Annotated in this window: 24 protein-coding genes; 10 read left to right on the top strand and 14 right to left on the bottom strand. The window is 73.8% G+C overall.

The window, feature by feature from the left end:
- The first annotated feature begins 67 nt into the window (after positions 1 to 67).
- On the top strand, positions 68 to 1,297 hold the full coding sequence (locus AC0HI0_RS10580) for a glycosyltransferase (protein ID WP_480932122.1): 1,230 nt from the start codon (positions 68 to 70) through the stop codon (positions 1,295 to 1,297).
- Between the two features lie 13 nt (positions 1,298 to 1,310).
- Here the strand turns inward: AC0HI0_RS10580 and AC0HI0_RS10575 are convergent, their stop codons facing one another.
- A complete protein-coding gene (locus AC0HI0_RS10575; protein WP_480932121.1) occupies positions 1,311 to 1,763 on the bottom strand; it encodes an N-acetyltransferase family protein in 453 nt (150 codons plus the stop codon).
- 171 nt (positions 1,764 to 1,934) lie between these two features.
- On the opposite strand from AC0HI0_RS10575, the gene AC0HI0_RS10570 reads away from it, so the two are divergent.
- Positions 1,935 to 3,173 (top strand): sensor histidine kinase, encoded by a 1,239-nt coding sequence (locus tag AC0HI0_RS10570; RefSeq protein WP_480932120.1) that lies wholly within the window; start codon positions 1,935 to 1,937, stop codon positions 3,171 to 3,173.
- 80 nt (positions 3,174 to 3,253) lie between these two features.
- On the opposite strand, the gene AC0HI0_RS10565 is transcribed toward AC0HI0_RS10570, so the two are convergent.
- A complete protein-coding gene (locus AC0HI0_RS10565) occupies positions 3,254 to 4,120 on the bottom strand; it encodes an SDR family oxidoreductase (protein WP_480932119.1) in 867 nt (288 codons plus the stop codon).
- Between the two features lie 184 nt (positions 4,121 to 4,304).
- Here AC0HI0_RS10565 and AC0HI0_RS10560 point away from each other — a divergent pair, with 184 nt between their 5' ends.
- The gene (locus AC0HI0_RS10560; protein ID WP_480932118.1) at positions 4,305 to 6,044 is read left to right on the top strand and encodes a hypothetical protein; all 1,740 of its coding nucleotides are present in this window, start codon (positions 4,305 to 4,307) and stop codon (positions 6,042 to 6,044) included.
- 42 nt (positions 6,045 to 6,086) lie between these two features.
- On the opposite strand, the gene AC0HI0_RS10555 is transcribed toward AC0HI0_RS10560, so the two are convergent.
- On the bottom strand, positions 6,087 to 7,301 hold the full coding sequence (locus AC0HI0_RS10555; protein ID WP_480932117.1) for an MFS transporter: 1,215 nt from the start codon (positions 7,299 to 7,301) through the stop codon (positions 6,087 to 6,089).
- Between the two features lie 104 nt (positions 7,302 to 7,405).
- Here AC0HI0_RS10555 and AC0HI0_RS10550 point away from each other — a divergent pair, with 104 nt between their 5' ends.
- A complete protein-coding gene (locus AC0HI0_RS10550; RefSeq protein WP_480932116.1) occupies positions 7,406 to 8,338 on the top strand; it encodes a LysR family transcriptional regulator in 933 nt (310 codons plus the stop codon).
- Here AC0HI0_RS10550 and AC0HI0_RS10545 read toward each other — a convergent pair.
- Positions 8,307 to 9,305, bottom strand: a complete 999-nt coding sequence (locus AC0HI0_RS10545; protein ID WP_480932115.1) for an NAD(P)/FAD-dependent oxidoreductase — start codon at positions 9,303 to 9,305, stop codon at positions 8,307 to 8,309. The genes AC0HI0_RS10550 and AC0HI0_RS10545 overlap by 32 nt on opposite strands.
- Before the next feature lie 84 nt (positions 9,306 to 9,389).
- A complete protein-coding gene (locus tag AC0HI0_RS10540; RefSeq protein WP_480932114.1) occupies positions 9,390 to 9,974 on the bottom strand; it encodes a TetR/AcrR family transcriptional regulator in 585 nt (194 codons plus the stop codon).
- Between the two features lie 59 nt (positions 9,975 to 10,033).
- Here AC0HI0_RS10540 and AC0HI0_RS10535 point away from each other — a divergent pair, with 59 nt between their 5' ends.
- Together AC0HI0_RS10535 and AC0HI0_RS10530 are read left to right on the top strand one after the other, a co-directional pair.
- Positions 10,034 to 10,999 carry an SDR family NAD(P)-dependent oxidoreductase gene (locus AC0HI0_RS10535; protein WP_480932113.1) on the top strand — a complete coding sequence of 322 codons (966 nt, stop codon included), beginning with the start codon at positions 10,034 to 10,036 and terminating at the stop codon, positions 10,997 to 10,999.
- Positions 10,996 to 12,123: an FAD-dependent oxidoreductase gene (locus AC0HI0_RS10530; protein ID WP_480932112.1), complete on the top strand. Its 1,128-nt coding sequence runs from the start codon at positions 10,996 to 10,998 to the stop codon at positions 12,121 to 12,123. Before AC0HI0_RS10535 ends, AC0HI0_RS10530 begins: the two co-directional genes overlap by 4 nt.
- A gap of 95 nt (positions 12,124 to 12,218) precedes the next feature.
- Here AC0HI0_RS10530 and AC0HI0_RS10525 read toward each other — a convergent pair whose 3' ends face one another.
- Positions 12,219 to 12,644 (bottom strand): SMI1/KNR4 family protein, encoded by a 426-nt coding sequence (locus tag AC0HI0_RS10525; RefSeq protein WP_480932111.1) that lies wholly within the window; start codon positions 12,642 to 12,644, stop codon positions 12,219 to 12,221.
- A gap of 88 nt (positions 12,645 to 12,732) precedes the next feature.
- Here AC0HI0_RS10525 and AC0HI0_RS10520 point away from each other — a divergent pair, with 88 nt between their 5' ends.
- The 3 genes from AC0HI0_RS10520 to AC0HI0_RS10510 are packed head-to-tail and all read left to right on the top strand — an operon-like array spanning position 12,733 to position 15,110.
- Entirely contained in the window at positions 12,733 to 13,632 is a 900-nt protein-coding gene (locus tag AC0HI0_RS10520; RefSeq protein ID WP_480932110.1) for an isocitrate lyase/PEP mutase family protein, read from the top strand.
- Positions 13,633 to 13,642: 10 nt separating this feature from the next.
- Complete coding sequence (locus AC0HI0_RS10515; protein WP_480932109.1) at positions 13,643 to 14,464, top strand: DUF4253 domain-containing protein; 822 nt, start codon at positions 13,643 to 13,645, stop codon at positions 14,462 to 14,464.
- 31 nt (positions 14,465 to 14,495) lie between these two features.
- Positions 14,496 to 15,110: a pentapeptide repeat-containing protein gene (locus tag AC0HI0_RS10510; RefSeq protein ID WP_480932108.1), complete on the top strand. Its 615-nt coding sequence runs from the start codon at positions 14,496 to 14,498 to the stop codon at positions 15,108 to 15,110.
- Positions 15,111 to 15,142: 32 nt separating this feature from the next.
- Here AC0HI0_RS10510 and AC0HI0_RS10505 read toward each other — a convergent pair whose 3' ends face one another.
- Positions 15,143 to 15,643: a winged helix-turn-helix transcriptional regulator gene (locus AC0HI0_RS10505; RefSeq protein WP_480932107.1), complete on the bottom strand. Its 501-nt coding sequence runs from the start codon at positions 15,641 to 15,643 to the stop codon at positions 15,143 to 15,145.
- Between the two features lie 89 nt (positions 15,644 to 15,732).
- On the opposite strand from AC0HI0_RS10505, the gene AC0HI0_RS10500 reads away from it, so the two are divergent.
- On the top strand, positions 15,733 to 16,518 hold the full coding sequence (locus tag AC0HI0_RS10500; RefSeq protein ID WP_480932106.1) for a DUF899 domain-containing protein: 786 nt from the start codon (positions 15,733 to 15,735) through the stop codon (positions 16,516 to 16,518).
- Positions 16,519 to 16,522: 4 nt separating this feature from the next.
- Here AC0HI0_RS10500 and AC0HI0_RS10495 read toward each other — a convergent pair whose 3' ends face one another.
- From AC0HI0_RS10495 to AC0HI0_RS10465, 7 genes are read right to left on the bottom strand one after another with little or no spacing between them, the layout of a single operon-like run.
- Positions 16,523 to 17,497, bottom strand: a complete 975-nt coding sequence (locus AC0HI0_RS10495) for an Lrp/AsnC family transcriptional regulator (protein WP_480932105.1) — start codon at positions 17,495 to 17,497, stop codon at positions 16,523 to 16,525.
- Between the two features lie 11 nt (positions 17,498 to 17,508).
- Complete coding sequence (locus AC0HI0_RS10490) at positions 17,509 to 18,357, bottom strand: alpha/beta fold hydrolase (RefSeq protein ID WP_480932104.1); 849 nt, start codon at positions 18,355 to 18,357, stop codon at positions 17,509 to 17,511.
- Between the two features lies 1 nt (position 18,358).
- The gene (locus tag AC0HI0_RS10485) at positions 18,359 to 19,522 is read right to left on the bottom strand and encodes a M24 family metallopeptidase (RefSeq protein ID WP_480932103.1); all 1,164 of its coding nucleotides are present in this window, start codon (positions 19,520 to 19,522) and stop codon (positions 18,359 to 18,361) included.
- Positions 19,523 to 19,526: 4 nt separating this feature from the next.
- On the bottom strand, positions 19,527 to 20,417 hold the full coding sequence (locus tag AC0HI0_RS10480; protein WP_480932102.1) for an ABC transporter permease: 891 nt from the start codon (positions 20,415 to 20,417) through the stop codon (positions 19,527 to 19,529).
- Positions 20,414 to 21,382, bottom strand: a complete 969-nt coding sequence (locus AC0HI0_RS10475) for an ABC transporter permease (protein ID WP_480932101.1) — start codon at positions 21,380 to 21,382, stop codon at positions 20,414 to 20,416. Before AC0HI0_RS10475 ends, AC0HI0_RS10480 begins: the two co-directional genes overlap by 4 nt.
- Before the next feature lie 4 nt (positions 21,383 to 21,386).
- Positions 21,387 to 22,955 (bottom strand): ABC transporter substrate-binding protein, encoded by a 1,569-nt coding sequence (locus AC0HI0_RS10470; protein ID WP_480932100.1) that lies wholly within the window; start codon positions 22,953 to 22,955, stop codon positions 21,387 to 21,389.
- Complete coding sequence (locus tag AC0HI0_RS10465) at positions 22,955 to 24,163, bottom strand: dipeptidase (RefSeq protein ID WP_480932099.1); 1,209 nt, start codon at positions 24,161 to 24,163, stop codon at positions 22,955 to 22,957. The genes AC0HI0_RS10470 and AC0HI0_RS10465 overlap by 1 nt, the downstream gene beginning before the upstream one ends.
- Between the last annotated feature and the right edge of the window lie 51 nt (positions 24,164 to 24,214).

The following is a 24,214-nucleotide window of genomic DNA, read 5'->3' as shown; positions in this document are numbered from 1 at the left end:
CAAGCCCCGGTGGGTGCCCCAGAATAGCCCGCCTGAAGCCACGACCTGGGGAAATGGGGATTCGGACGTGCGTTTTCTGTTGACGACGTGGGGATCGCGCGGGGACGTCGAACCGCTGGCGGGGCTCGCCGCGGCGTTGCGCGGGCTCGGTGCGGAGGCGCTGGTCTGCGCGCCTCCGGACGACGATTTCGCGGAGCTGCTGGAACGGGCCGGCGTACCGCTGGTGCCGCTGGGCCCGAGCGTGCGCCCGGTGGTCGCCGGGCCGAAGCCGCCGAACGCCGAGGACGCGTTCCGGCTCGCCCCGGAGCTGGTGGCCGCGCGGTTCGCCGCGCTGGGCGCGGCCGTCGAGGGGTGCGCCGCGGTGTTGGCCACCGGCCTGATGCCGGCCGGTGCGCGGGAGGTGGCGGAGCAGGCGGGCATCCCGTACGTGTACGCGTGCTGCCACATCTTCGGGCTGCCGTCGCGGCTGTTCCCGCCGGGGGCGCGGCCGGGTGCGCCGTCCGCGCCGGACGAGACCGACCACCGGGTGCTGTGGCGGCAGGACGCCCAGCGCGTGAACGACCTGTACGGCCCGGCGCTCGACACCCACCGGGCGGCGATCGGCCTGCCGCCCGTGGACGACGTCCGGGGCCACGTCTTCACCGACCGGCCGTGGCTGGCGGCGGACCCGGCGCTGTGCCCGTCACGGGGCATGACGGACTTCGACCTGGTGCAGACCGGGGCGTGGGTGCTGCCCGACGACCGCCCGCTCCCGGCCGGGCTGGAGGCGTTCCTGGACGCCGGCGCGCCGCCGGTCCACGTGGGCTTCGGCAGCATGGCCGCGCACGCCCCGGAAGGCATCGTCCGGGTCGCCACCGAGGCGATCCGCGCGCTCGGCCGGCGGATCGTGCTGAGCCGGGGCTGGGCCGGCCTGTCCCCGCTCGACGACGCCGACGACTGCTTCGCGGTCGGCGAGGTCAACCAGCAGGCGCTGTTCGGCCGGGTGGCGGCGGTCGTGCACCACGGCGGCGCGGGCACCACGACGACGGCCGCCCGCGCCGGCGCGCCTCAGGTGGTGGTGCCCCGGATCGCGGACCAGCCGTACTGGGCGGCGCGGGTCGCCGAACTCGGCATCGGCGCGGCGCACGAGGCCACGACGCCGACCGTCGATTCGCTGACCGCCGCGCTCACCACGGCCCTGGCCCCCGGTACCCGCACCCGCGCCCAAGCCGTCGCCGGCACGATCGGGGCGGACGGGGCGGCGGTCGCCGCGAAGCTGCTGCTCGACCTGGTCGGGTCCGGGAAAGACCCGGCCTGACCCCGGCCGGCGGTCAGCGCGGCGGCACGTCGAACGCGCATTCCGGCCGTTCCCAGGTGACCTTCGGCGGGCGGGCCGGGACCACGCCGACCCGGCGGGCGCCCATCCGGAGGTAGAAGCGCTCGGCCGGCGGGTGCGACACGACCTTGATCGAGGCGATCCCCCTGGCACGGGCCTGGTCCAGCAGGTGGCCGACCAGCCGCGCGCCCAGGCCCGTGCCCTGCGCCCGGTCCGCGACGAACAGCAGGTCGAGTTCCGGCGGGTCGGTGAACAGGCTGTAGAACCCGAGCACCTCGTCCCCCGCCGCCGCCAGGAACGTCGGGTTCGCCTCGACGTACTCGGCGGTGACCGCGTACTCCCGCAGGATCGACGCGTACTCGCCCCGGTAGGCCGAGCTGTCGCGCATCAGCGCGGTCAGCGTCGCGGCGTGCTCCGGACCGGCCGGCACGATCTGGACGGTGCTCACGCGGCCAGCCTAGCCACGCACCCGACGGGGCCGAGGTCGTGCCGGCCACACCCCGGCCGCTTGCGTTGGACACCCGGGAATCGCCTGGTTAACCTGGCGAACCTGGGTTTCGAGAGACAGGCGAGCACGGTTTTGGGCGGGGAGAACGCGCGGGACGACCTGTCGGGTCGCATGCGGCATCGCCTGGGCGACGCGATCCGCGCGTGCGGCTACCTCCTGGTCGGTTTCGGCACCGCCGTGCTGTCGCTGTTCACCGTGACGCTGCTGCCCGCGCTGGCCATCGTGCTGAGCCTGCTGCTGGTCGGCGTGTTCGCGCTCCCCCGCCTGGCCGTCGCGCTGCGCCTGCTGGTGGGCTTCGAGCGCCGCCGGGTGGCGCGGTACCTCGGGGTCGACCTGCCCCCGCCGTACCGGCCGTTCGAGGGTGCCGCGTCGGTCCGGTTCGCGACGGTGCTCTCCGACCCGGCCAACCGCCGCGACCTCGCCTGGCTGGCGTGCCACGCGGTGCTCGGGATCCCGCTGGGCCTGATCGGGCTGACGCTCTCGCTGGGCGCGGTGATGGGGCTCACGATCCCGCTGTGGTGGTACCTGCTCCCGCCGGAGCTGCCGGTCAGCATGGTCTACCGGATCACGTCGTGGCCCACCGCGTTGAGCGCGTTCGGCCAGGGGATCGGGTACGTGGTGATCGCCGTGCTGATCGCGCCGCCGCTGGCGCGGTGGCACGCCGGGATCGGCCGGCGGCTGCTCTCGCCCGGACGGGGCGGCAAGGCCCGGCTCGCCGAGCAGGTCGCGCGGCTGTCGGTGAGCCGGGCCGCCGCGCTCGACGCGCACGGCATGGAGCTGCGGCGGATCGAGGGCGCGCTGCACGACGACACCCAGAACCGGATCGTCGCGGTGTCGATGCACCTGGGCATGGTCGAGCACGCGTTGCGCCGCGACCCGGCCGGCGCGCTGCCGCTCGTGCTGCGCGCGCAGAACGCCGCGACCGACGCGCTGGCCGGGCTGCGCGAGGTGGTGCGCGGCATCTACCCGCCGATCCTGGCCGACCGCGGGCTGTCCGGGGCGTTGACGTCGCTCGCGTCGCACTCGGGCGTGCCGTGCGAACTGGACGCGGTGGCCGTGCCGCGCGCGCCGATGGCGGTCGAGGCGGCGGCGTACTACGTGGTGTCCGAGGCGCTGACCAACGTGGCCAAGCACAGCGGCGCGAAATCGGTGCGGGTGCGGGTCGCGGGCGAGAAGGGGAACCTGCTGATCACCGTGACCGACGACGGCCTGGGCGGCGCGACCGAGGGCGGCGGCCGGGGCCTGACCGGCATGCGCCGCCGGGTCGAGGCGTTCTCCGGGACGATGTCGCTCACCAGCCCGACCGGCGGGCCGACCGTGCTGGACGTGGTGCTGCCGTACGCGTCCTGACGTCGAGGACGCGCACGTGCCCGGCGAGGCCGCCGGCACCCGGACCGGCCGGCGGCTCCTGCCTCGAAAGCCGTGGGACGTCAGCCCCGGGTCTTGCGCACCACGTCGGCCAGCGGCGTCGCGGGGTGGCCGGTGAGGCGTTCGACGTCGCCGGTCACCTCGGCCAGTTCGCCCTTGGCGATGGCGGTGTAGGTGGACACCCACGCGTCGAGCATCCAGTCCGGGGCCTTGTAGACCTCGCGCGACCGGTACGCCTCGTCGACGGTCTCCCGCTCGTAGACGGCCGGGCGCCCGGTCACCTCGGTGAGGATCGCGGTCACCTCGTCCAGGGTCAGCGCCTCGGGGCCGGTGAGGTTGTAGACCGCGCCCGCGTGCTCCGGCGCGGCCCGCAGCACGGCGACGGCGGCTTCGGCGATGTCGTCCAGCGCCACCACGGAGACCCGGCCGTCCTCGGCGGGACCCCGGATCACGCCGTCCTGGCCCGCCATCGACGGCATCAGGTCGGCGTACATGTTGTCCCGCAGGAAGGTGAAGCCCAGCCCGCTCGCCCGGATGTGCTGCTCGGTCGCGTAGTGGTCGCGCGCCAACGTGAACGTGGCGTCGGGCGACGCGCCGAAGAACGAGATGTAGACCAGGTGCCGCACACCGGCCTCGGCCGCCGCGTCCACGAACGCCCGGTGCAGGTCCACGCGGTCTTCGGTCTCCGGTGCCGACACCATCAGGACCCGCTCGACGCCCTCCAGCGCCGCGCGCACCGCAGCGCGGTCGCCGTAGTCGCCGGCGACGGCCGTCGCGCCCGGCAGTTCCGGCGCGCGGGAGGGGTCGCGCAGCACGAGCCGTTGCGGCACACCGGCATCGGCGAGCCGGCGGGCGACGCGGCCGCCCAGTCGTCCGGTCGCGCCGGTGACCGCGATGGTGGCGTCGGAACGGGTGGGCTGCTCGGTCATGCGGGCTCCCTACGGGTCGTGCGCGGCGGTGTGCCCGACCCGGCGGGCACACCGTGCAGGCTAGCCGCACCGCCCCGTTCCGGCAGGTCCGGTCCACGTGCCGCCATTCCGGCGTTGTGCGGGCCGTCCCGGGTGGAGAACGCTGGAGTGCTCCCCCTCGAACCCGCCGAGAGGAGCCGACGCCATGTCCCGATCAAGGCAGTCGACCGGAGCACTGCTGCTGACCGCCCTGCTCGCGCTGGGCGTGTCGGCGGGACCGGCCGCAGCCGAGAGCAGCGACCCGCCCGACACGTCCAGACCCGTGCCGACCGACACCGCCACCCCCGAACCGCCGACCCCGGAACCGCCCGCCCCCGAACCGGTTCCCGAGCCGCCCGCCCCGGAACCGACGCCCGCTCCCCCGGAACCGGCCCCGACCGCGCCCACCCCGCCCGGCCCCGTCGAGCCGCCGACGCCGGCGGCCCCGCAAGCGGGTGTCGACCTGCGGATCGCGGTGGTGTTCGACAAGCCCGCCTACTACGCCCACGAGCAGATCATCGCGCGGGCGACGGTCACCAACGTCGGCACGGCCACCGCGACCGGTGTGGTCGTCTCGTCGTCGGGCAACCTCGACAACGACTACTGGATCGGCCTGACCCCGCCCGGCGTCACCCTGGCACCCGGCGAATCCGCGGAGGGCCGGGTGGAGGGTTTCGCGAGGACGCCGCGCGGCGACGTGATCCGGCTCGTGGTGTCCACCACGTCGAACGAGCCCGAAGCCACCCCTGAGGACAACGGCCGCACCCTGAGCGCGCCCCTGAGCGTGCTGCGCGGCGACTACTCGGGCGTCGTCTACGGCGACCGCGACGGCAGCGGCGCGTTCGAGCCCGGCGAGGCGCTGGCCGGCTTGGAGATCACGCTGAGCGGCGGCGAGCCGTACAGCACGTACACCGTGACCACCGACCGGAACGGTCGCTTCGAGGCCCGCGGGCTGCCCGCCGGTTTCTACGCGGCGGATTTCGGCAGCGATGACTGGTGGTTCCCGCCCACCGGCTTCCGGATCGACGTGACGCCGCTCCCGGAGGTGCTGATCCGGGCCGCGCACAAGATCGCCGGGCAGCTGACCGCCACCGCCGTGTTCACCAGGCCCGCGTACGCCGTCGACGACGCCGCCGTCATGGCGGTGACGTTGACCAACAGCGGGGAGGCCGCGATCCCCGGGATCCGGGCGTACTGCGAGTCCCCGATGGGCGTGCCGGCCGGCACCGGCGAGCTGGGCGACGAGCCCGGGGCGACGCTGCCCGCCCGCACGACGCGGGTCTACGACATCGCCTACCGGGTGACCGCCTACGCCGAGCGGGCCGGGTACATGGAGGTCCGGTGCACGATCGGCGCGCCGCCGGTGGTCAACGGGTCGGTCCTGGCGCAGGCGGTGGCCCGGGTGCCCGGTGCGCACGCCGACCGCGCGGCCGGACTCCTGGTGCGGCTGCTGCCCCGCGACGACCAGTGCGGCCGGTGCCCGCCGCGGCGGGCACCGGTGCCCGGCGTGAAGGTGTACCTGCGCAGCCAGCTCACCGGACAGGTCGTGGCCCGCTCGGTGAGCGCGGCGGACGGCTACTTCGAGTTCCTGGACCTGCCCGCCGACCTGTACGACTTCGGTGTCGTGGGCCCGTGGAAGGCCCCGGCGACGTTCGGGGTGAGCGCGGGCGACAACGGCGCGTCCCCGGCCTACGTCCACGTCGAGGCCGGTCCGGACCAGCCCGATCCGGACGGCGGGTCCCCGCCGGGCGGTGCGCCCGCGCCGCCCGGTGACGGTCCGGGCACCTCGGGCGCGGCGGACGCGCTGGCCAGGACCGGGGTCGGGGTCGGCCGGCTCGCGCTGTCCGGGCTGCTCAGCCTGGTCGCGGGCGTCGCGCTGGTGATCCGGGCGGGCCGGCGCGCCTGACCGCGTCCCCACCCGGCCGACCGGGTCGGCCGGGCGGGGCGGTCAGCGCTGTGCGGCCAGGTCGGGTTCGGCCGGGGAATCCGCGCGGGGCAGCAGGAACGGGGTGGCCAGCAGGAGGATCCCGGCCAGGGCGATCGCCGGGCGCAGACCCACGACCGCCGCGAGCACGCCCCACAGCGCGGTCAGCGCCGCGATGGCCGCGCTGCTGGTCACGGTCCACGCGGTCAGCGTGCGGGCGACCCGGTCCGCGCCGGTCCGCTCCAGGCGACGGGTGGCCAGCACCGGGTTGAACACGCCCACGCAGGTGACCAGTCCGAACTGGACCACCAGGACGAGCACCAGCCCGGCCCAGCCCGGCCCGACGAACGCCAGGCCGAGCGACCAGCACGCGCGCAACGTCCCGGCGACCCGCAGCACGCGGTCCGCGCCGAACCGCGCCACCAGCGGCCGGGCCAGCCGGGCGCCGACCAGCCCGCCGACGCACGGCAGCCCGAACGCCAGCCCGTACTGCCACGCCGGGAACCCGAGCGGGCCGAGCATGAGCAGCGCGGTCGGCGGCGCGATGGCCATGATCAACCCGTTGACCAGCACGGTGTTGGCGAACAGCGGCCGCAGCTCCCGGTGCCGCAGGACGTGCCGCCAGCCTTCGAGCACGTCGCCCGCCCTCAGCCGGCCGCCGGGCCGCGCCGGGGGTGGCTCGTCGCCGCCGATCGCCCGGATGCCGAACGCCGAGAGCAGGTAGCTCACGGCGTTCGCGGCGACCGCGGCCACCGGCCCGAACACGCCGACGGCCAGCCCGCCCAGCGGCGGCCCGAGCGCGGTCGCCGTCCACGTGGTGGCCTCGAACCGGCCGTTCGCGGTGAGCAGGTCCGGGCCGCGCACCAACGCCTTGAGGTACGCGCCGCTCGCCGCCCGGAACGCGATGTCCGCCGCCGCGACCACCACGGACACCACCACCAACTGCCAGAAACCCAGCCACCCCAGCACGAACGCCACCGGCACGCTGGCCACCGCCGCGAACCGGACCAGGTCGGTGGCCACCATCACCGGCCGCTTGCGGCGGAACTCGACCCACGGGCCGAGCGGCACCGCCACGACCGCGCCCACCGCGCGCCCGACCGCTGCCAGCGCCGCGACCTCGGCCGGCCCGGAGTGCAGCGCGAGGACCGCGACCAGCGTGAACGCGTCGAACGCCAGTCCCGTGCCGATCGCGCTCACCGCGTAGGCCGCCCACAGCCACCCGAACCGCCGGTCCATCCCCCACCTCCGGGAGGGATCCAAGCGGCTCGGGCGGCCGGGGATCAAACAACCGGTCGGACACCCGGCCACAACCGGCGGTTGTGCGGCTAGGGTCCTGCGGCGTGGATCTCGATGCGGTGCGCACCTTCGTCGCCGTCACGGACGCGGGCCGGTTCCAGCAGGCCGCCGAGGACTTGTCGATCACCCAGCAGGCGGTGTCCAAGCGGATCGCGGCGCTGGAGAAGGACCTGGCCGTGCGGCTGTTCACCCGGACCGCGCAGGGCGCGCGGCTGACCGTGGACGGCGAGGCGTTCCTGCCGCACGCCCGCGACCTGCTCGACGCCGCGCGCCGGGCGGCGGCGTCGGTGCGGCCGGGCAGCCGGGCGCTGCGGGTCGACGTGATCGGCCGCAAGCTCGCCCCGGCCGACCTGCTGCGCGACTTCCACCGCGCGCACCCGGAGGTCGAGTTGCACGCGGTGACCCTCTTCGACGCCGACGCGGCGATCGCCGCCATCCGCGCCGGCACGGTCGACGTGTCCTTCCGCGCGGTGACCGCGCTGCCGCCGGGCGTCGAGGCGGTGCGGGTGCTCGACGAGCCGATCCAGCTGCTCACCGGCCCGCACCACCCGTTCGCCGAGGCCGGCGCGGTGACGCCGGCGGACCTCGCCGGGCACCGGATCTGGATGCCGGGCGTCGTCGCGGGCACCGAGTGGGGCGTGTTCTACGAGGAACTATCCGCCGCGTTCGGCTTCGCGCTCGACCCGATCGGCCCGCACTACGGCACCGAGCCGCTGCTGGACGTGATCGCGCGCTCGGCGGAGGTGGCCTCCTTCGTGGGCGACCAGACCCGGATGCTCTGGCCCGCCGAGTACGGCCTGCGGCGGGTCCACCTGCACCACCCGACGCCGGTCTACCCGCACTCGGTGCTGTGGCGGACCGACAACCCGCACCCGGCGCTCGCCGCGCTGCGCGGCTACCTGGGCTCCCGGCCCGCCCTGCCGGACACCTGGACGCCCGCCCGGCTCACCGGCGGCCGGCCGGGCCTGCCGCGCTGAGCCGCTCGCGGTGGGCGGCGACCGCCGCCCGGGTCTGCTCGCCGACCAGGTCGGCGTTGATCTGGGCGCCGGCCGCCGCACCCGCCGCGGCGGCCGCGCCGACCTGCGCGACCAGGTCCGTGGAGTTGCCCGCGACCCACACGCCGGGCACCTCGGTCCGGCCGGTCGGGTCGGCGGGCAGGTGCTCGCCCACCCCGGCCGGGTGCTCGACCGGGCGCAGCCCGATCCCGGCCAGGAAGTCGAGCCGGGCGACCAGGCGCGGCGCGACGGCCAGGGCGTCGCGGGCGACCACCGTGCCGTCGGCGAGCCGCACGCCGACGAGCTGGTCGTCCTTGGACTCCACGGCGGTCACCGCGTCGGCCACCACGCGGATCCCGCTCGCGGTCAGCTGCTCGGCGTCGTCGGCAGCGGGCTCCACCCCGTCGGCGAAGAACGTCACGTCGTCGCTGAGCTGCCGGAACATCAGCGCCTGGTGCACCGACACCGGCCCGCCCGCGAGCACGCCGATCGCCCGGTCGCGGACCTCGTAGCCGTGGCAGTACGGGCAGTGCAGCACGTCGCGCCCCCACCGCTCGCGCAGCCCCGGCACCTCCGGCAGTTCGTCGACCAGGCCGGTGGCCACCAGCAGTCGCCGCGCGCGGACCGCGCGCCCGTCCGCCAAGGTCGCCACGAACCCCCGCTCCGGCCGCCCGTCCTCGGCGAACGCCACCGCCTCGACCCGGCCGGGCACGACGTGGCCGCCGTAGGACCGGACCTCCTCGCGGCCACGCGCCAGCAGCTCGGCCGGCGGCGTCCCCTCCCGGCCCAGCAGCCCGTGCACGCCGTCGGCCGGGGCGTTGCGCGGCTCGCCCGCGTCGACCACCACCACCGAACGCCGTGACCGGGCCAGCATCAGTGCCCCGTTCAGACCGGCGGCCCCGCCGCCGACCACCACCACGTCGTAGCTGTCTCCCAGCTGATCGGTCATCACGACCACCTCCGCGACCACCATGCGGCGGCTTCTCGCGGACCCGCAAACTTTGTTGCCGATCCGGCAAGGCCGGGCGCGCGCTCAGAGGTCGGGCCAGCCCCGCCGGAGGTGGGCGAAGGCGGTGTCCAGCGCGGCCTTCGGGTCGGGTTCCAGGCCCGCGAGGTCCGGCACCTCCAGCACGTACCGGGCGAGCAGGCGCAGGGACAGCTCCGCCGCGTCGCGGCCGGTCTCCTCCGCGATCGCCCCGGCCAGCACCGCCTCGTTGTCGGTCCACAGCCGGCGGGCGTAGGCGCGCAGCGCGGGGGTGCCGACCACGAGCAGCGTGCGCTGCCGGTACTCGGCGGTCTGGTCGGACGCGAACGGCCCGCGAGTGGCCAGGAAATCGCGCAACGCCTCCAGCACCGACGTGCCCGGCGGCCGGTCGCGCACGGCCGCCGTCAACGCCGCCGCGCGCTCGCCGCCGTCACCGAGGACGAGGGCCTCCTTGCCGCCGGGGAAGTGCGCGAACAGCGTCGACACGGCGGTGTCCGCGGCGTCGGCGATCTCGGCGACGGTGACCTGGTCGAACCCGCGTTCCAGGAACAGCCGCAGCGCCGCGTCGGCCAGCGCCTGCCTGGTCGCCGCCTTCTTCCGCTCACGCCGGCCCGGGGCCGAGTTCTCCGCCACGCCGACCAGCCTAACAAAACCCCAAGCGAGTCTGAAGTCATCGTCATTGCGAAATCAGAATGACTCCGACTATCGTTCGTGGGGTGACCAGAGCAGACCCCCCGTGGGACGTCCACCGACTGCCCGCCGCGCCCGGCCGGACCTTCCTGGTGACCGGCGGCAACGCGGGCATCGGGTACTTCGTCGCCGAGCAGCTGGCCGGGACCGGGGCCGAGGTCGTGCTGGGCAGCCGGGACGCGGCCAAGGCCCGGGACGCGATGTCGGCGATCCGCTCGCAGGTCCCCGACGCGCGGCTGCGGCACCTCCCGCTCGACCTCGCCGACCTCCCGTCCGTCGCCGCCTCGGTGGCGGGCGGACCGGACCGGCTCGACGCGGTCGTGCTCAACGCCGGCGTGCTGTTCGACGACCCGCAGCGGCGCGAGACGCCCGACGGCCGCGAACTGATGTTCGCCACCAACCACCTCGGGCACTTCGCGCTGACCGCGCTGCTGGCCCCCGTGCTCGCGCCGGACGCGCGGATCGTCACCACCGGCAGCTTCACCGCGAAAACCGCCCACCTCGACCTCGCCGACCTCCAGAGCACGCGGGACTACCGCCCCAAGCCCGCCTACGCGCGCTCGAAGCTCGCGCAGATGCTCACCGGCTTCGAGCTGGACCGCCGGTTGCGCGCCGCCGGGTCCGCCGTGCGCAGCGTCGTGACCCACCCCGGCGGCGCGCTCGACGGGCTCACCCCGGCCCGGCCGCCCGTCCACGCGGGCCGCTCGCTGCGCACCCTGCCCGCCGGGGTGTTGTTGCACGGCAAGCACTCCGCCGCGTGGACCGCCGTCCGGGCCGTGCTGGACCCGACCGTCGACGGCGGCCAGCTCTGGGGTCCGGCGCTGGCGGGGCTGCGCGGCCGGCCCCGCCGCGAACCGGTGCGCGGCCCGTTCGCCGACCTCGACACCGCCGCCCGCCTGTGGGCCGTCAGCGCCGAGCTGACCGGCACCGACCCCGACTTCCCCGCTCGCACAGGAGAACCCCGATGACCCACCACACCGTCGCGATCGTCGGCGCCGGGCTCAGCGGCCTCACGCTCGCCCGCGTCCTGCACCGGCACGGCGTCGACGCCGTCGTCTGCGAACGGGAACCGTCGCGACACGCCCGAGTCCAAGGCGGGATGCTCGACATCCACGACGACGCCGGGGCCCTCGCCCTGCACGCCGCCGGCCTGCACGACGAGTTCCGCGCCCGGGTGCTGCCCGGCGGACAGGAAACCCGCGTGCTGGACCGGCACGGCGTGGTGCACCTCGCGGAGGAGGACGACGGCAGCGGCGGCCGTCCGGAGATCGACCGGGGGCACCTGCGCGACATCCTGCTGGACGCGCTGCCCGAGGGCGCGATCCGCTGGGGCGCGAAGGTCGCCGCCGCGCACCGCGTCGGCGACCGCCACGAGGTGACCCTGGCGGAGGGCACCCGGTTCACCGCGGACCTGCTGGTCGGCGCGGACGGCGCGTGGTCCCGGACCCGTCGGCTCGTCTCCCCCGCGACGCCCGCCTACACGGGCGTGTCGTTCGTCGAACTCGACCTGCCCGACGCCGACCGCCGCCACCCCGCCGCGGCGGCCCTGGTCGGCGGCGGCATGATGTTCGCGCTCGGCGCGGGCAAGGGCTTCCTGGCGCACCGCGAGTCCGACGGCAGCGTGCACGTCTACGCCGCGCTCACCGTCCCCGAGCACTGGACGGCCGGCGTCGACTTCACCGACGCGGACGCCGTCAAGGCCGTGCTGCTGGACTCGTTCGCCGACTGGGGCGCGGGTCTGCGCGCGCTGATCACCGACGCCGAGGGCGACCTGGTCCCCCGGCCGATCCACGCCCTGCCGGTCGGCCACCGCTGGGACCGCGTGCCCGGCGTGACGCTGCTCGGCGACGCCGCGCACCTGATGTCGCCGTTCGCGGGCGAGGGCGCGAACCTGGCGATGCTCGACGGCGCCGAACTCGGCCTCGCCCTCGCCGCCCACCCGCACGACGTGGAGCAGGCCGTCACCGCGTACGAGGAGGCGATGTTCCCGCGCGCCGAAGCGGCCGCCGCGGAGTCGGCCGCCAGTCTCGTCACCTGCTTCCGCGACGACGCCCCGCAGGGCCTGCTCGACCTGTTCAGCGCGCACCGCTGACCGCGGGCAGGTCGACCGCACCGTGAAAGCCGTGCGGCAGCACGGCGATCGCACCGTCCACATCGGCCCGCCACGCGGCGGGGTCGCGGCCGGGGTCAGACGCTGTCGTCCACGTGGCGCTCCAGCAGCGCGGCGAACCCCGGCGCTTCCTCGTGCACGCCACCGAACTCGTGGTCGTGCAGCCGCACCCGGCCGTCGGGGTCGATGGTGATCGGGTTGCCCGACAGGTCCATCGAGAACACCAGCGAGCGCTCGATCCCCTCGTGCCCGCCCTCGCGGAAACCCAGCGTCAGCTCGGTCACCGTCGTGTTGCCCAGCAACGAGGAGTTGCGGATCCCGTAGACCGACACGCCGACGTAGCAGCCCCCGAACCGGCCGACGAAATCCGCGTAGTCCGGGTCGACCACCAGGCCCAGCCGCGCACCCACCTCGGCCAGCTCGGCAGCGGTCACGGGCACCCCGCGCCCGTACCGCGCCACGGCCCGTTCGAGCCGTCGCACCAGCCCAGGTCCCAACGCCACGGAGCGAGTTTACGGCCCACCCGACCGGGTCGGCCGATCAGCCTTCCGATATCTGGCACCGCCGCCGATCGGGTGGCAGGTTCTCGCCATGGCACCTGGGAAAGCACTGCGCGAGGCCGTCGCGACCCCCGGCACGACTCCGGTGATCGGCGTGTTCGACCTGCTGTCCGCCTCGATCGCGGCCCGGCACTACGACGCGCTGTTCGTGTCGGGCTTCGGTTTCGCCGCGTCGCACTACGGCCTGCCGGACATCGGGTTCATCGCCTGGCCGGACGTGGTGGCGTTCGTGCAGCGGCTGCGCCTGGCCTTCCCGGACCACCACCTGCTGGTCGACATCGACGACGGGTACGTGGACGTCGCCGTGGCGCGGCACGTGGTGCGCGCGCTGGAGCAGGTCGGCGCGTCCGGTGTCGTGCTGGAGGACCAGCGGCGGCCCCGGCGCTGCGGGCACGTGGCGGGCAAGCAGGTGCTGCCGCTGCCCGACTACCTGGCGAAGCTGGAGGCGGTGCTGGAGACCCGGACCGACCTGGTCGTGGTGGCCCGCACCGACGCCACCGACGAACCGGAGATGGTCCGGCGGGCCACCGCGTTCGCCGCGACGGACGCGGACGCGGTGCTCGCCGACGGCATCCCGTCGACCGCCGCGATCCGCCGGGTCGCCGCCGCGGCCGGGCCCAAACCGCTGGTGTTCAACCAGATCGCCGGCGGCAAGTCGCCCGCGCTGTCGCTGTCCGACCTCACCGCGCTGGGCGTCGGCGTGGCGATCTACAGCACGCCGTGCCTGTTCGCCGCCCACCGGGCGGTGGACGAGGCGCTGACCCGGCTGCGCGCCGAGGACGGCCGGCTGCCCGTCGGCTCGATCGGCGTCGCGGAGTCGCAGGGACTGCTGGAGCGGAACCTGGGCCGGCGGCCGGCGCCCGTGCCCGTGCCACGCGGCGGGATCCGACTGTCCACACCTGATCGCGAGGTGCGCCGCAGCGCCACCTAACATCCGTGAGGTGACCTCGGAAACCTCGCCTGACCTGTCCGCCTTGTTCGCCGACCCGGCCGCCGCCCGGCCGTTGTCGACCCCGTTGCCGCCGGGCCGGCTCGTGACCGCCGACGAGGACGGCCAACCCGACCGGCCGCTGCTCTGGCTCAGCGACGACGCGCCCGCGTTCGGCCTGTGGGACAAGCTGCGCGCCGAGCACGCCGACACCGGGCTGTGGCCGCTGCTGCTGGAGCCGCTGGGCAGCGACGAGGACCGTCCCTGGGCGGCCGGCGAGCTGACGCCCAACGACCTCTCCTCGCCCGACGACCACGACGCGGAGGCCGTGCTGGCCGAGTGGTGGAGCTGGGACGAGGAGGACGACGACCACTTCCTCAAGCTGGTCGCGCCGTTCGGCCGCGAGTGGCCGGGTACCTCCCCGCACCTGCCCGCCAAGACCACCCCGGAGCAGGCGGCCCGCGAACTCGCCGACGTCCTGGCGTCGTTCAAGGACAACCTGCGCCTGGGCCTGGTGGCCAGCGGGCGCGGTGCGGACGCGCTGACGGCGGTCGGCTGGACCGGCCCGTTGAACCACGTCAACGACACCGCCGTGATCTCCGCCGTGCTGCGCGGCTGGGAGGACCGGTTCGGCGCTCGGGTCGTCGCGGTCGGTTTCGACACGCTGTACGTGAGCGTCGCGAACCCGCCGACCACCCTGGAGCAGGCGCAGCGGGTCGCCGCCGAGCACTACGCGTTCTGCCCGGACAACATCGACCAGGGCGAGGTCTCCACGCTGGACGAGTACGCGCAGCGGCTCGTCGACGCCGAGGTGTGGTCGTTCTGGTGGGACTAGGTCCCTTGTCGGACAACGGAAGGGGACGCGGGTGACGCGGGCCCGGTGGGACGAGGCGCGGACGGCCGGGGTGATGGCCGGGCTGCGGGCCGACCTCGCCCGCCGCAAGTCCAACCCCAAGGCGGCGTTCGAGCCGCCCGCGTCCCCGTTCGGGTCCACCCCGGACGGTCTGCTCGACTACCGGGGCCTGCGGCTGACCGAGCCGATCCGGCACGCGCGGGTCGCGGACGTGGACTTCGCGGCCGTGACGGTGGCCGAGGGCGGGCAGTTGGACGCCGATTTCACGTCCTGCGGGTTCGACCGAGCCGTGCTGCGCGGCACGTACGTGGGCCGGTCGTTCACGCGGTGTTCGTTCCGCAGGGCGAAGTTGGACCGCTGCCGGCTGCCCGCGACGTTCACCGACTGCACGTTCGCCGGGGCCCGGCTGCGCGGCGTCGTGGCGTCCGGCCGGACCTTCACCCGGTGCGACTTCACCGGAGCGGACCTCAACGGCAGCCACTTCGACCACTGCACGTTCGTGGACTGCGCGTTCGACGGGATCACGACCGGTTTCGCCTCGATGGCCGGCAGCACGTTCGTGGGGCGCGTCGACTTGGCCGTGTTCGCCGACACGGTCCTGGACCACGTCACCGTCCGGGAAGCCTGACGGCCCGGCCGCGCTTCCTCACCGCACCCTCTTCACGGCGCCCGGTCCACCACGGCCCGGTACGCGGCCTCCATCCGCGCCCGGACGGTCGGACCGTCCGGCGCGGGTGCGAGCCGGCTGCCCAGGTGGTCTTCCCGGAGTTCGTCCATGAAGACCTCCCACAGCGGCGGCCCGCCGGCCACGAGCACGCCCGTGCGCGCGGCGTACTCCTCGGCCGCCGGGAGGTGCTGCGCCCCCCAGGCGCTGAGCTGGGCGAAGACCGGCACCAGCTGGATCGCCCGCTCGGTCAGGGCGTAGACGACCTTCTGCCGGTGCGACGGGTCGCCGGACCTGGTCAGCAGGCCGTGCCCGACCAGCACGCCGAGCCGGTCGGCGAGGATGTTGGACGAGATCCGCTCGGGCCCGCCGAGCAGTTCGCGGAAGTGCCGCGCGCCGCCGAAGATCACGTCCCGGAGCACCAGCAGGGTCCAGCGGTCGCCGAAGACCTCCAGCGACAGGTTGACCGGGCACCCCGACCGCACGTCCGTCCGCACCGCTCCCGCCTCCGCACTGGTTGCGTTCCCGAACCAGTCTCCCCTACCGTGAGACCACTTGCAAAACGAGACCAGTTCGAGGAGGACCGATGTCCCTGCCCGACGTGGTGTCCCGGGACGAGTGGCTCGCCGCCCGCAAGGAGCTGCTGGCCCGGGAGAAGGAACTCACCAGGGCGCGCGACCGGCTCAGCGCCGACCGCCGCCGGTTGCCCATGGTCCGGGTCGACAAGCCCTACCGGTTCGTCGGCCCGGACGGCGAGGTCGGCCTGCCCGACCTGTTCGAGGGCCGCTCCCAGCTCGTGCTGCACCACTTCATGTGGACCTACGACATCGACGCCGACGGCCGCGAGCACCCGCGTGACGTCGCCTGCTCCAGCTGCTCCTCGGCCGCCGACGCCATCGCGGGCCTGACCCAGCTGCACGTCCGCGACACCACGCTGGTCGCGGTGTCACGCGGGCCCTACGACAAGATCGCCGCGTTCCGAGCGCGGATGGGGTGGACGTTCCCGTGGTACTCCTCGGCGGGCAGCGACTTCAACTACGACTTCCACGCCACGCTGGACGACCGGGTCGCGCCGGTCCTGGTCAACTACCGCGACGAAGCCGAGCTGGCGGCGGCCGGGCGGCCGTGGCAGCAGGCGTGGCGCGGCGACAACCCCGGCCTGAGCACCTTCCTGCGCGAGGGCGACACCGTCTACCACACGTACTCGACCTTCGCCCGGGGCATCGAGTGGTGCAGCAGCACGACCGGCTACCTCGACCTGACCGCGCTCGGCCGCCAGGAGTCGTGGGAGGAGCCGAAGGGACGCGCCGCCGACCTCGGCCTCCAGGCGGGCGGCCCGCAGATCCGGCTGCCCGACGAGTACGGCGCCTGAGCGGTCAGACGCGCTCGGCGGCCAGCAGCGCCGCCGACCAAGGCGTGGGCACGAACCCGCGCTTCAACGTCAGCAGCTGCACGTTCGCCGTCCACGCCTGGACGCCCTCCAGCCCGGCCAGCGTCTCGGTGGTGAAGCGCAGGACGTCCTCGTTGGTCTCCAGGATCACCTCGCACATCAGCGACTCCTGCCCCAGCATCGCCGTCACGTACCGGACGCCCCGGTGCGCGGCCAGCTCCTCGGCCACCGCCAGCAGCCGGGACGGGGTCACCGACAGCCAGTAGATGATCTCCGCCTCGAACCCCAGCGCCGCCGCCGGGACCAGCGTGATCACCTGCACGCAGCCGCGCTGGTAGGCCGCCTCGAACCGGCGGCGCACGGTGCTCTCGCTGACCCCCAGGCCACCGGCCACGGTCTGGAACGCGGCCCGCCCGTCGTCGCTGAGCGCGGCCAGGATCCGGTGGTCCAGCTCGTCGAGGTCGTCGGCCGCGCACACGTGCGGCTCGGGGCGCGGGAAATCGCCCTTGCCGAGCACGCCCCGGCTCCACTCGTGGTTGGACTTGTAGGTGTGCAGCTCCAGGTCGGCGACGCTGCGCTGGATGCCCGGCACGTTCTGCAGGCCGTTGACCAGCAGCGCCTGCAACGCCGTGCCCTTGGGCACCAAGACCTCGGCCATCAGGTCGTGCGAGCCGGTCACCAGGGCGACGAACCGCACCTCGGGCCGGGCCGCGATCGCCCGCGCCACCTGGATCTGGGTGCCCGCCGCGCACTGCAACCGCACGATCAGCAGGTCGGTCGCGCCGGACTGCTGCGGCACGACGGCGACCCGGACCAGGCCCCGGGCGAACATCTGCTGCGCGCGCCGGGCCACCGTGGTCACCGAGGTGTCCACCAGCGCGGCGATCTCCGTCCAGCTGGCCCGCCCGTTGACCTGCAACGCGGCCACGATCCGGCGGTCCAGCGAATCGAGTTCTTCCATGTCGCCGGACATCATGCCGCAGGCTTGCCCGCCCGCGACAGGAATCCCCGCACCACGGCCTGGAACTCGGCCGCCTGCTCGACCTGGGGCGAGTGGCCGGACTCCTCGAACACCACCAGTTCGGCGTCGGGCACCAGCTCGGCGATGGTCTCCGAGCACGCCGGCGGGGTGATCCAGTCGTGCCGGCCGACGGTGACCAGGGTGGGCGCGGTGATCGTCGGCAGCAGCGGCTTGATGTCGTAGCCCGGCTGGTTCACCGCGAACGCGTAGTTGTGCGTCCGGTACCGGTACGGGGTGCGCGCGACGATCGCGTCCACCTTCGCCCAGTCCAGCTCGTGGTCGTAGAGCGGCAGGATCTCCCGCCAGCAGTCCCGCAGGTCGTCGTCGTCGCGCACGGTCCCGGACATGATCCGGGCCAGCTTGTCTCGGTCGACCTCGACCCGCGAGGACTCCAGGGCGTTGCGGTTGGCGGCCTCCTGGTTCGCGCTGTCGGCCGAGGTGTCGCGCAGGACCAGCGCGGCGACCCGGTCCGGGTAGCGGATGGCGTACTCCATGGCGATGAACCCGCCGTACGAGCCGCCCGCCACCACCACGGTCTCCACGCCCAGCCACGCGCGCAGCCCGTCGACGTCGGCGGCCCACTGCTCGTGGGTGAACGGCGGGTTGCCCTCGCTCGCGCCCGACCCGCGCGCGTCGAACACCACCACGCGGTACTCGTCGGCGAACGGCCCGAACGACCCGCGCGGCTCGGCGAGCGACCCGAGGCCGGGCGCGCCGTGGTGCACGATCATGGTGGGCTTGCCGGGCCCGTCGCCGAGCACCTCGACGTTGAGCCGGTTGCCGTTGATCTCGACCAGCATGTCAGCGTCCAATCGTGATGTCGTCGATGTCGCGCGGGAACCCGGTGAGCCGGCGCGGACCGTCCTCGGTGACCAGCACGGTGTCGGAGATCCGGTAGCCGGCGTGGCCGGGCACGTAGACGCCGGGCTCGCTGGAGAGCACCATGCCCGGCTCCAGCACGGTGGCGTCGCCCTCGGACACCCACGGCGGCTCGTGGAAGCCCAGGCCGATGCCGTGGCCCTGCCGGTGCCGCAGGAACCCGCCCAGCCCGGCGGCCCGGATCACGTCCAGGCACCGGGTGTTCGCGTCCTCGCACCGCACGCCGGGCCGCAGCGCCTCGGTGCCGACGTGCTGCGCCTCGCGCACCACCTCGTAGTAGCGGCGCTGCTCGGGCGTCGGGTCGCCGAGCAGGAAGGTGCGCTCGCTCTCCACGAACCGGCCGCCGACCGCGCAGCCCAGCGACAGCATGAACGGCTCGCCGGCGCGCAGCCGGTCGCCGCCGGGCATCCGGTGCGGCTGCGCCGAGTTCGGCCCGCCGTAGACCAGGCCGCCGGTCAGCATCGGCACGACCACGACGTCCTCGTGCTCGGCGTACATCTTCGCCGCGCCGAACCGGGTCACGTGCCCGGCCAGCTCGGTCTCGGTCGGCAGCTCCCCGCTCTCGGCGACCAGCCGCGCCCCCTCGGCCAGCATCGCGTCGGCGATCCGCGCGGCCTCCTCGTGCAGGGCGACCTCCTCGGTCGTCTTCACCCGGCGCAACCGGTCCACGACGTCGGTCGCCGTCCACTGCGCACTGTCGAAGGTGGACGACAGCTCGGCCGCGCGGGCGACCGAGGTGGACGGCGCGTACCCGGCCCGGCGCAGCGGCCCGACCAGGTCGAGCAGGGCGGCGAACGGGGACCGCCGGCCGGGGAACTCCGGGTAGGCCACGATCTCCGCGCGCACGTCCTGGGCGTGCGCGTACTCCCGTTCCAGGTCCGGCACGAGCAGCAGCACCCCGCCCTCGCGCGGCACGTACGCGGCCACCGGGCGTTCGTTGGGGAAGTGCGAGAACCCGGTGACGTAGGCGACGTCGAGGGCGTCGTCCAGGATCACCGCGTCCAGGCCCGCGGCGTCGAGCCGCGCGCCGATCCGGTCGCGCAGGTCGGTGTGGAAACTCGCGGGCAGCCGTTGGGTGAAAGCCACCGGGTCACCTCGTCTTCGGGTTGCGGGCGTCGTTGTACGCGACCGAGAGCAGGGTTGTGGACACGACCAGCAGCAGGATCGCCAGGGACGGGAACAACGTGGTCCACCAGGCGGTGGTCAGCGAGCCGGACTGCTGGGCGTTGTGCAGGATCGCGCCCCACGACCAGCTGTTCGGGTCGCCCAGGCCGAGGAAGGACAGCCCCGCCTCGGACAGCACCGCGCGCGAGGTCGTCATCACCACCGACACCACGACCACCGGGGCCACGCCGGGCAGCACGTGCTTGCGGATGATCCAGCGGTGCGACCCGCCGATCACGTTGGCCGCCGCGATGAACTGCTGCGGCATCACGGTCATCGCCTGCGACCGGACCACCCGCGCCACCTCGGGCCAGCCGAACGCGGCGATCACGATCACCAGCGTGGTGGCGCTGGGGCCGACCAGGGCGGCGATCAGGATCATCAGCGGCAGCACGGGCAGCGACAGCGACAGGTCGACCAGCACGCCCAGCGCGGTGTCGAGCTTGCGGAAGTACGCCGCCGCGACACCGATCGCGGTGCCCGCCAGGATGGCCAGCACGCTGGCCGCGAAGCCGACCGTGATGCTCATCCGGGTGCCCCACACGACCTGGCCGAACACGTCCCGGCCGAGGTCGTCGGTGCCCAGCGGGTGCCCGCCGGAGGGCCCCAGCAGCACGTCGTCGCTGCTGCCGCTGGGGTACTCGGCGATCAGCGGCGCGGCGATCGCCACCAGCACCAGCACGAGCAGCACCAGCCCGCCCGCGACGCCCAGCGGGTTGCGCCGGAACGCCCGCCAGGTCTGCGCCGCCGTGCTCTCCGACGGCGGCAGCCCCGTCGCGGTCGCCGTCACGGTCCCCGTCGCGGTCTCGGCGGTCATGACGTCCTCACCCTCGGGTCCAGCACGCCGTAGGCGATGTCGGTGAGCAGGTTGGCGACGATCACGGTGCCGGCCAGCACCAGGAACGCCCCTTGGAGCACCGGGAAGTCCAGCCGGCCGACCGCCTCGAAGATGGCCCGGCCGACGCCCGGGTAGGCGTAGATGGTCTCGGTGAGCACCGCGCCGCCGACCAGCAGGCTGAACTGGAGGCCCATCAGCGTGGTGGTGGGCAGCAGCGCGTTGCGCAGGGCGTGCTTCCACACGACCTTGCGCGCCGGCACGCCCTTCGCCCGCGCCAGGGTCACGTAGTCCTCCCCCAGCGTCTCGATCAGCGTGGTCCGCAGGGTCAGCACGTAGGACCCGAGCTGGATGAGCACCAGCGACAGGCACGGCAGCACCAGGTGCGCGGCCACGCTGCCCACCGCGGCGAGCCCGGTGACGTCCTCGTCGATCGCGCCGCCGATGGGCAGCCAGCCCAGCGTGACGCCGAAGACGTAGAGCAGCAGCACGCCGACGCTGGGCACGAACATGGACTGCGCGGTGACGCCGCCCACCTGCACCGCGCGGTCCACCCACGTCCGGGCCCGGGTCGCGGCCAGCACCCCGAGCGGGATGCCGACCACGACCGTGACCACGACCGCGGACAGCGCCAGCAGCAGCGTCCACGGCAGTCGTTCCAGCAGCACGGTGGTCACCGGCTGGTTCTGCCGGAACGAGACGCCCAGGTCGCCCTGGACCAGGTGCACCAGGTACTCCCAGTACTGCACCAGGATCGGCCGGTCCAGGCCGTAGCCCGCGATCAGGTTGGCCCGCAGCTCCTCGGTCATGCCGGGGTCGGCGATGGCCAGCGCCGGGTCGCCGGGCAGCAGCCGGAGCAGGAAGAAGGTGACCGTCACCGCGAACCACATGGTGAGCAGCCCGCGCAGCACCCTGCGGGCGGCGAATCCGACTGCGGCAGTGGACATGGCGCTAGTTCGCCTTCGCCTTGGCCAGCGACTCGGGGTTGACGATCGAGAGCAGCTCGCTGGGCCGCTGCACGAACCCGGACCACTCGGCGCGGTGCGCGAAGGTGAACTTCTCCACGTACAGCACGTTGTCGTAGACCTTGTCGGAGATGATCCGGGCGGCCTGCTGGATCGGGGCCTTGGCCGCGGCCGGGTCGGTCTGCTCCTGGGCCTGCGAGATGAGCTTGTCCAGCTCGGGGTCGCACACGTTGGCGTAGTTGATGAACCCGCCGCACTTGAACGCCAGGCCGAGGTTCGCGGGCGGGTTGTCCATGATCGCCCACGAGCCCGCGTAGATGTCGAAGTCGCGGTTGGTGCCCTTGGCCACGTAGGTGTTGCGCTCCAGGCCCTCCAGCTTGATCTCGATGCCGGCCTCCTTCGCGCCGTCGCGGACCAGCTGCGCCCACTTGGCGATGTTCGGGTCGGCCTGGTCGTAGATCATGCTCAGCGACAGGCCGTTCGCGTGGCCCGCCTTGGCCAGCAGGTCCTTGGCCTTGGCGACGTCGTGCTTGTACTCCTGCGCCGAGGAGTCGGTCCACTGCTTGAGGGTGGGCGTGAGCACCGAGGAGTTGGACGACACGGCCGCGCCCTGCAAGGCGGACTTGCGGATGGCCTCGTAGTCGACGGCCGCCGCGAGCGCCTGGCGCACCTCGACCTTGTCCAGCGGCGCGCGCTGCACGTTGTACTGCATGTGCGCCCAGCCCAGCGACGGGATCTCCACGGTCTTGAGCTTGCCGTCGCCCTGCACGGACTTGGCCAGGGTCGGCGGCAGCGCGTTGGCCACCAGGTCGATCTCGCCGTTGCGCAGCGCCAGGACCTCGGTGTTGACGTCGCCGAAGACCCGGAAGACGACCTGCTCCAGGTTCGGGGTGTTGTTGTCCGCCAACGGGTACGGCGTGACGCGGTCGAGCACGTACCGCTGGCCGCGTTCCACCTTCGACAGCTTGTACGGCCCGGCGGAGACCCAGTCGGCGTCGTTGGCGAACTTCGCCACGCTGGGGGCCTTGCCGAACACGTGCGCGGGCACGACGGCCATCCAGAAGCCGACGTTGTCCAGGAACGTGCCGTCGGGGCGGGTCAGGGTGAACTCGACCTCGGTGGGCGAGACCGCCTTGGCCGAGCCGAACGAGGAGATCAGGCCGGCCACGACGCCGATCTTCTCCTTGGCCACCGCGTTGATGGTGAACACGACGTCGTCGGCGGAGACCGGCTTGCCGTCGGTCCACTTCATGTCGTCGCGCAGGGTGACCTTCGCGGTGGTGCCGCCGGGGCCGTACTCCCAGGAGGTGGCCAGGTGCGGCGTCCGCCTGCCCTCCATGTCCATCGACATGAGCTTGGGGTACATCAGGTTGGTCACCCACGAGTCGGTGCGGCTGTTGCCCACCAGCGGGTTGTAGTTCACCACGTCGGCGGTCGTGCCGATGACGATCCGGGTGGAGCCGGCCTTGCCGGCCGACCCGCCGCCCGACCCGCACGCCGCGGCCGTCACGACCAGGGCGAGCGCGCCGACTCCGGCGATGAGCTTGCGGAGCATCAGTACCAGACCTCCTCTAGGACCCGCATGATGTTGCCCCCCAGGACCTTGGTGATGTCGTCGTCGGAGTAGTCGTGCCGGACCAGCCAGGCGACGATGTTCCAGAAGCACTCCGCCGGGTTCTCCAGCCCCGCCACGTAGTCCACCCGGGGGTGGTCGACGTGCCCGTGCGCCTGCGCGATCGACAGGTGCTGCGCGAACGCGTCGTGCAGGCCGACGTGGTCGCCGAACAGGGTGTCCGGGCCGAAGGCCACGTGGTCGATGCCCACCAGGTCGACGCAGTAGGCGAAGTGGTCCATGACCGACTCGATGGAGTGGCTCGGGTGGTCCGGCGACAGCGTGGTGTGCGGCGCGGCCTCGATGCCGATGACCCCGCCCCGCTCGGCGCACGCGCGGATGACCTCGTCGGGCTTCATCCGGTTGGTCGGCCACACGCCGCGCGCGCCGGCGTGCGTGATGAAGATCGGCTTGGTGGAGTGCGCGATGACGTCCAGCGAGGTCTGGTCGCCGGAGTGGGACACGTCGATGGCGATGCCGAGCTTGTTCATCCGGCGCACGGCCTTCTCGCCGAAGTAGGTCAGGCCGCCGTCGCGCTTCTCCTTCAGGCCGCTGCCCAGCGTGTTGGACTCGCTGTAGGCGATGCCCATCTGCCGCACGCCGAAGCCGTAGAGGATGTCGAGCCGGTCCACCTCGTTCTCGATCATGGTGGCGGCCTCGGTGGAGACCACGAGCGCCATCCGGCCCTCGGCGTGCGCGGTGCGGATGTCGGCGACGTCGCGGGCCACCACCACGTAGTCCTGGTGCGCGAGGTCGGAGAGCCGGGTGCCGATGTCGGCGATGACGTCGGTCCACTTCCAGCCCATCTGGCTGGTGACGCAGCAGGTGCCGTCCATGAAGTTGTCGAACACCGCGGTCATGCCGGAGCGGGCCAGGCCCTCGAACCCGGTGTGCTGGCGGCCGGTGCGGTTGTAGTCGATGGTCTCGCCGATGTCCTCGGGGAAGACCGTCGGGTGGTCGTGCAGCGACACCACGATGTTGTCGGTGAGCAGGCGGGTCACCCGTTCGCGCTGCGCGTCGGACAGGTCGAGGCCGGCGTAGGCGGGCACCCGGTCCAGTTCCGGCGCGAACTTGAACTCGCGGTAGTCCACCCCCGCTTCCAGGTAGTCGTAGGACTGGTAGCCGGTGTAGCGCTGCGCTCGGTCGAGCACGGGATCACCCCTTCGCATCCCCTGGCGCACGGATCCGGCGGGATCGGGCGG

Source organism: Saccharothrix sp. NBAS 001 (assembly GCF_056640475.1).
This window is presented reverse-complemented; position numbering and strand designations above follow the sequence as displayed.

Bases quoted from the DNA above. Each gene is read 5' to 3' on its own strand.
- AC0HI0_RS10570 (WP_480932120.1), top strand. From the start codon at position 1,935: ATGCGGCATCGCCTGGGCGACGCGATCCGCGCGTGCGGCTACCTCCTG.
- AC0HI0_RS10565 (WP_480932119.1), bottom strand. From the start codon at position 4,120: ATGACCGAGCAGCCCACCCGTTCCGACGCCACCATCGCGGTCACCGGC.
- AC0HI0_RS10560 (WP_480932118.1), top strand. From the start codon at position 4,305: ATGTCCCGATCAAGGCAGTCGACCGGAGCACTGCTGCTGACCGCCCTG.
- AC0HI0_RS10555 (WP_480932117.1), bottom strand. From the start codon at position 7,301: ATGGACCGGCGGTTCGGGTGGCTGTGGGCGGCCTACGCGGTGAGCGCG.
- AC0HI0_RS10545 (WP_480932115.1), bottom strand. From the start codon at position 9,305: ATGACCGATCAGCTGGGAGACAGCTACGACGTGGTGGTGGTCGGCGGC.
- AC0HI0_RS10535 (WP_480932113.1), top strand. From the start codon at position 10,034: ATGACTCCGACTATCGTTCGTGGGGTGACCAGAGCAGACCCCCCGTGG.
- AC0HI0_RS10530 (WP_480932112.1), top strand. From the start codon at position 10,996: ATGACCCACCACACCGTCGCGATCGTCGGCGCCGGGCTCAGCGGCCTC.
- AC0HI0_RS10520 (WP_480932110.1), top strand. From the start codon at position 12,733: ATGGCACCTGGGAAAGCACTGCGCGAGGCCGTCGCGACCCCCGGCACG.
- AC0HI0_RS10500 (WP_480932106.1), top strand. From the start codon at position 15,733: ATGTCCCTGCCCGACGTGGTGTCCCGGGACGAGTGGCTCGCCGCCCGC.
- AC0HI0_RS10495 (WP_480932105.1), bottom strand. From the start codon at position 17,497: ATGGAAGAACTCGATTCGCTGGACCGCCGGATCGTGGCCGCGTTGCAG.
- AC0HI0_RS10490 (WP_480932104.1), bottom strand. From the start codon at position 18,357: ATGCTGGTCGAGATCAACGGCAACCGGCTCAACGTCGAGGTGCTCGGC.
- AC0HI0_RS10480 (WP_480932102.1), bottom strand. From the start codon at position 20,417: ATGACCGCCGAGACCGCGACGGGGACCGTGACGGCGACCGCGACGGGG.
- AC0HI0_RS10475 (WP_480932101.1), bottom strand. From the start codon at position 21,382: ATGTCCACTGCCGCAGTCGGATTCGCCGCCCGCAGGGTGCTGCGCGGG.
- AC0HI0_RS10470 (WP_480932100.1), bottom strand. From the start codon at position 22,955: ATGCTCCGCAAGCTCATCGCCGGAGTCGGCGCGCTCGCCCTGGTCGTG.